We start from the raw sequence: 6,085 nt of genomic DNA, 5'->3' as shown, positions 1-6,085 counted from the left end.
CCTCAAAGAGGGCCGGATGGTGTCGCTCGACCGCGTGGAGACCTTTGCCGAGGGGATCGCCACGCGGGTGCCGTTCGCGCTGCCCGTGACAATTCTGAGCCGGCTCCTCGACGAGATCGTGCTCGTGAGCGACGAGGAGCTGCGCCGCGCGATCGTGCTCCTCGGGGAGGCCGCGCGGCAGACCGCGGAAGGCGCCGGCGCGGCGTCCACGGCCGCCGCTCTTCGCCTCGGGGAACGGCTCCGCGGCAAGACGGTGGTGCTGATTTTGAGCGGGGGCAATATTCCGGTAGAGCAGTTGGGCGAGTTCTACGCGGACCGTGCCCGCGTCGCGGCGGTGGCCTCGATGCTGCGCGGCACCCGTCAAAGGGGTGGGGAGGCGTGACGCACCGCGAACGGATCGATTCGGCGATCGCCGGCAAGCGCCCCGACAAGGTGCCGGCGGCGCTGTGGCGGCACTTCCCGGAGGTGGATCAGAAGGCCGAGCGGCTCGCCGAGGCCCACATCGCGTTCTATCGTGCCTACGAGCCCGATCTGCTGAAAGTAACCCCCGCCAGCGGCTACTACGGCGACGATTGGGGGCTGCGGGCCGGCTATAAGCCGAACCGCGAGGGCGTCCGGTCGGTCAGCGAACGTCCGATCAAGAAAGCGGCGGACTGGGGCAAGCTGCGGCGGCTCGACACGAGCGGCGGCGTGTACGGCCGGGAGGCCCACGCGATCCGTCTCGTCGCCGACGCGGTGGGCCGCGACGTGCACGTGCTGGAGACGGTGTTCAGCCCGCTCAGCATCGCGCGCACGCTGGCGGGCGAACAGGCGGCGGTCCGCTATCTGCGCGAGAACTCGGAAGCCCTCCACGAGGGGCTGGAGATCATTACCGACGTCCAGGTGGCGTTCGTCCGGAACATCCTCTCCGCGGGGGCGGACGGGATATTCTTCTCGAGCCAGATGGCGACGACCGACTACCTCACCCGGGAAGAATACGAGGAGTTCGGCCGGCCCTACGACCTCCGGATGCTGGACGAAGCCGGCGCCGGGCTGGTCTTCCTCCACATCCACGGGGTGAACGTGATGTTCGATCTGTTCGACGACTACCCGGTCCAGATCGTCAACTGGCACGCGCGCGAGACGGCGCCGACGATTGCCGACGCGCGCCGGCGAACTCAGGCCTGTTTGGCGTGCGGCATCGACGCCTGGAACACGTTGTCCAAGCGCACGCCCGACGACGTGGCGGCGGAGGTCCGGGACGCGATCGCGCAGACCGGCGGCCGCGGCCACATCGTGACGACGGGGTGCGTCATGCCGCTCGATACGCCGGAGGCCAACATTCGCGCCGCGATCGCCGCGGCGCGGGAGGCCTGAGAAGTCCTATATATAAGGTAGGGGCGCGACAACGGATGCCCCGGGCACGCCGGCGCCGGCCGGGCCGGGGAGGCGGGTTCGAAGGAGCGGGGCCATGGGCGACAACGTGACGCGGAAAATTCTCGGCGCGCACCTGGTCGACGGCCGGATGGTGCCCGGCGAAGAGATCGGCATCAAAATCGACGAGATCCTCATCCAGGACATCACCGGCACCGCCGCGATGATGCACTTCGAGGCGATGCAGCTGCACCGCGTTCGCTGCAGGATCGCCTGCACCTACGGCGACCACAACGTCCTGCAGGTGAGCGAGGAGAATACCGAGGACCACGTCTACCTTGCCAGCGCCGGCCGCAAGTACGGGATCTGGTGGGCCAAGCCGGGCGCCGGCATCGGCCACCAGATCCAGCAAGAGCACTTCGCCGCCCCCGGCGACACGGCGCTCGGCGCCGACAGCCACACCCCGCACATCGGCGGGATGGGCGTCTACGCGATGGGGGCCGGCGGCCTCGACGTCGCCGTGGCGATGGGCGGGGGCCCGTACTACCTCGACATGCCGGCCGTCGTGCGGGTGGAGCTGACCGGGCAGCTCCCCGCGTGGTCCACCGCCAAGGACGTCATCCTCGAGATGCTGCGCCGGCTCACCGCCAGCGGCGGGTTCGGCAAGGTCTTCGAGTACGCTGGACCCGGGATCCGGACCCTGAACGTCCAGCAGCGGATCACGATCTGCAACATGGGCGCGGAGCTCGGCGCGACGACGTCGATTTTCCCGTCGGACGAGATCACCCGCGACTACCTGCGGCGCATCGGCCGCGCGGACGCCTGGCGCGAGGTGCTGCCCGACCGGGATGCCGCGTACGACGAATCCATGGAGGTCGATCTCGGCGCGATCGAGCCGCTGGTCGCGATGCCGAGCAATCCCGACAACGTCGTCCCGATTTCCCAGGCCGCCGGCATCAAGATCGACCAGGTCATGGTCGGGTCCTGCACCAACGGCTCCTACACCGACCTCAAGGCGGTCGCGCAGATCGTGAAGGGCCGGCGGGTCCATCCCGACGTGACGTTCTTTGTGCATCCGAGCAGCCGGCTCGACCTCGAGGTGCTCGCGCGGGAAGGCCTGCTGACGGAGATGATCGCCGCCGGCGTGAACGTGGAGGCCGCGACGTGCGGCGCGTGCATCGGCGTCGGCCACGTGCCGGCGAAAGGGATGAAGTCGCTGCGCGCGATCAACCGGAACTTCAAGGGCCGCAGCGGGCAGAAGGACGACGAGGTGTATCTCGCGTCGAGCGAGGTCGCCGCGGCGTCCGCTATCGCCGGCGTGATCACCGATCCCCGCACGCTCGGCATGCGTGCCCCGGCGCAGGAGGAGCCCCGGCGGCTGCCCCAGGACAACGCGAGCCTGGTGCCCCCGGCGTCCGAGGCCGAGGCGCCGGCGGTGCAGGTGATCAAGGGCGACAACATCGTCGGCATTCCGCTGAAGGGCCCGCTCACAGAGGCGCTGCGGGGGGAGGTGCTGATCAAGCTGGGCGACGACGTCAGCACCGACCACATCATGCCGGCGGGATCGCAGATCCTCCGGTACCGGTCCAACATCCCGAAATTGGCGGAGTACGTCTTCAACCGCGTGGACCCGACGTTCCCGGCGCGGGCGAAGGAGCACGGGGGCGGGCTCATCGTCGGCGGGCGGAACTACGGGCAGGGCAGCAGCCGGGAGCACGCGGCCATCGCGCCGATGTACCTCGGGATCACCGGCGTGATCGTCAAGGCCTTCGCGCGGATCCACCTGGCCAACCTGATCAACTGGGGGATTCTCCCCATGACGTTTGCGGACCCGGCGGACCACGAGCGGGTGGCGCAGGGCGACGTGCTCGAGATTCGGGACGTCCGCGCGCAGGTCGAGGGCGGCGCGGCGCAACTGACCGTCCGGAACGCGACCAGGGGCACGACGTTCCGGGTCGACCTCTCGCTGAACCGCCGCGAGCGGGGGTACCTTCTCGAGGGCGGCAAGCTCGCGCACACGAGGGCGCATCCGGTCCACTAAGCGCGTTGCGTACGGTGTCACAGGCCTGTAACGCATCCCCGGCGGCGGACGCGCCGGGGAGGATTCCTCATCGGCCTCCGGAATAGGTTGTCGCTTTTTCGAGCGGGTGTGACTCCGCGGGGAAGGGGTTGCGGAATGCGCAGATGGAGCGTGCTGGTGCTCGTCGCGGTGTTGCTGGCGGGCGGGCTGGGAGCCGCGTCCGCGCAGGGCGGACGGCGGGGCGGAACGCTGCGCGCGGGGCTCGACTCCGATCCGCCGAACATGGATCCTCACCGGTCCACCGCGGCGGTCGACCGGCAGGTTTATCAGAACCTCTACGACAAGCTCGTCGACACCGACGCGAATCTCACGATCGTCCCGATGCTTGCGACCTCCTGGACGAGCAGCCCCGATGGCAAGACCGTGACCTTCAAGCTGCGGCAGGGCGTCAAGTTCCAGGACGGCACGCCCTTCAACGCGGACGCCGTCAAGTACAATTTCGAGCGCATGAAGGACCCCAAGTTCCCCTCCGCGCGGCGCAGCGAGATTCTGCCGGTCCAAAGCGTGACCGTCGTCGACGCCTCCACGGTGCGCCTCAACCTCGAGAAGCCGTACAGCCCGCTGCTTTACGTGCTCACCGACCGGGCCGGCATGATGGTGTCCCCGGCCGCGGCGCAGAAGGAGGGCCTCGACTTTGCCCTCCACCCGGTGGGGACCGGCCCGTTCTCGTTCGTCGAGAAGATTCCTCAAGATCACGTCACGCTGCAGCGCAATCCCAACTACTGGGCGAAGGGCGAGCCGTACCTCGACCGGATCGTCTACCGGCCGTTTGTGGACGACAACGCGCGCGTGGCCAACCTCAAGTCGGGCGACGTGGACATCATCAACCGCGTGCCGGCGCCGCAGATCAAATCGCTGGCGGCCGAGGCGGCGAAGCCGGACGCTAGGTTCAAACTACTCGTCCACGGTGCATTCGAGTGGGACGGCATCTATCTGAACGTGACGAAGCCGCCGTTCGATAACAAGGCGCTCCGCCAGGCGTTCAATGCCACGATCGACCGCAACGCGATCGCGAACGTGGTGTTGCAGGGCGCGGTCTTTCCCGCCTACTCGTTCTTCCCGAACGGGACACCGGCCTACGATCCGAACTGGAAGATCCCGCCGCGCAACATCCCGCTGGCCAAAGAGAAGCTGCAGGCGGCGGGTCACCCCGGGGGCTTCGAGTTTACGGTGCTGTCGACGCCTGGGCCGGTCAACCAGTCGATCCTCCAGGCGATCCAGTCCATGGCCGCAGAAGCGGGCATCCAGATGAAGATTCAGCTGCTCGAGTTCGGACAGCTGCTGACGACGACGGATCATTTGCAGCACCAGGCGGCGCTGCTCGGCTGGAGCGGCCGGCCCGATCCGGATTTCGACATCTACCCGTTCATGACGCCGTCCGGGATCGGCTCGTTCAACGACGCGGGCTACACGAACCCGAAGGTGACGGAGCTGCTGGACGCGGCGAGGCTGCTCAACGACATGAATCAGCGCCGCCGCGCGTACGGCGAGGTGACGAAGATCCTCGCGGACGACATGCCCTACGTCTGGCTGTACTTCCCAAAGGAATACAAACTGGTGTCCACCAAGGTGCATGGGTACGTGCACGTGCCGGACGGCATGATGCGGTTCGCCTCGGCCTGGCTGTCGCAATAGCGCAACGGGGGAGGCCCGCGCGCCGGGCCTCCCCCGGCGGCTGAAAGCCGATGCTGCGCTTCATCGCCCGCCGGCTTCTCCAGATGATTCCCGTGGTCTTCTTCGTCAGCGTGATCATCTTCACGCTCATCAACCTGATCCCGGGCGACGCGGCGCGGCTCTTCCTCGGCGAGGAGGCCTCCCCGGACGCCCTGGTCGCCCTCCGGCATCAACTTGGCCTGGACCAGCCGCTCCCGGTGCAGTACGCCCGGTGGGTCGGCGGCATGCTGCACGGCGACTTCGGCCATTCGTTCAAGGACAACCGGTCGGTGCTCGCAACCGTGCTGCAGAAGATCCCTGTGACCGCGGAGCTCTCCGCGTTCGCGCTCCTGATCGCCTGGTCCATCGCCATTCCGGCCGGCGTACTCGCGGCCTGGCGCCGCCGGACGGCGGTGGACTATGCCGCGTCGGCGGCCGCGCTCACCGGCCTCAGCATTCCGAACTTCTGGCTCGGGATCATGTTGATCTATCTCTTCGCGGTCAATCTCCACTGGCTGCCCGCCTCGGGCTTCGTGCCGCCCACGCACGACCTCGGCCGCAATCTGCGCACGATCATCATGCCGGCCTTCGTGCTCGGCGTCGTGCTGGCCGCGGTCGTGATGCGGCAGTTGCGCAGCAGCATGCTCGAGGTCATGAGCGCGGATTTCGTCCGCACCGCGAACGCGAAGGGACTGGCCGCCGTGACGGTGCTGGTGCGCCACGCGCTGCGGAACGCGGTGATCCCGGTGATCACCGTGATGGGCATTCAGCTCGGCACCCTGCTCGGCGGCGTCGTCATCACCGAGACGATCTTCTCGATCCCGGGCCTCGGCCGGCTCGCCGTCGAGTCCATCTACGCCCGCGATTTTCCGATGCTCGAGGGCGTGGTGATGTTCAGCGCCTTCTCCGTGCTCGCGGTTAACCTGTTCGTCGACATCGTCTACTCGATCATCGACCCGCGCATCACGCTGGGGGGATCCCCGACGTGAGCGTCGCCGC

Annotated in this window: 5 protein-coding genes; all 5 read left to right on the top strand. The window is 68.0% G+C overall.

Annotated elements, in window-relative coordinates:
- Positions 1-382 (top strand): pyridoxal-phosphate dependent enzyme (locus VGZ23_18855; protein ID HEV2359654.1); only part of this gene is annotated, 382 nt, incomplete at its 5' end.
- Positions 379-1,356, top strand: coding sequence for a uroporphyrinogen decarboxylase family protein (locus VGZ23_18850; protein HEV2359653.1), 978 nt, complete (start codon positions 379-381; stop codon positions 1,354-1,356). The genes VGZ23_18855 and VGZ23_18850, both read left to right, overlap by 4 nt.
- 94 nt (positions 1,357-1,450) lie before the next feature.
- Entirely contained in the window at positions 1,451-3,394 is a 1,944-nt protein-coding gene (locus VGZ23_18845; GenBank protein HEV2359652.1) for an aconitate hydratase, read from the top strand.
- 135 nt (positions 3,395-3,529) lie between these two features.
- Positions 3,530-5,068, top strand: coding sequence for an ABC transporter substrate-binding protein (locus VGZ23_18840; protein ID HEV2359651.1), 1,539 nt, complete (start codon positions 3,530-3,532; stop codon positions 5,066-5,068).
- Between the two features lie 50 nt (positions 5,069-5,118).
- Positions 5,119-6,075 (top strand): ABC transporter permease, encoded by a 957-nt coding sequence (locus VGZ23_18835; protein HEV2359650.1) that lies wholly within the window; start codon positions 5,119-5,121, stop codon positions 6,073-6,075.
- The last annotated feature ends 10 nt before the right edge of the window (positions 6,076-6,085 follow it).

The organism is bacterium (genome assembly GCA_035945995.1).
GTDB lineage: Bacteria > Sysuimicrobiota > Sysuimicrobiia > Sysuimicrobiales > Segetimicrobiaceae > DASSJF01.
This window is presented reverse-complemented; position numbering and strand designations above follow the sequence as displayed.

Coding starts and splice junctions, on each gene's coding strand:
- VGZ23_18845 (HEV2359652.1), top strand. CDS start 1,451: ATGGGCGACAACGTGACGCGGAAAATTCTCGGCGCGCACCTGGTCGAC.
- VGZ23_18840 (HEV2359651.1), top strand. CDS start 3,530: ATGCGCAGATGGAGCGTGCTGGTGCTCGTCGCGGTGTTGCTGGCGGGC.
- VGZ23_18835 (HEV2359650.1), top strand. CDS start 5,119: ATGCTGCGCTTCATCGCCCGCCGGCTTCTCCAGATGATTCCCGTGGTC.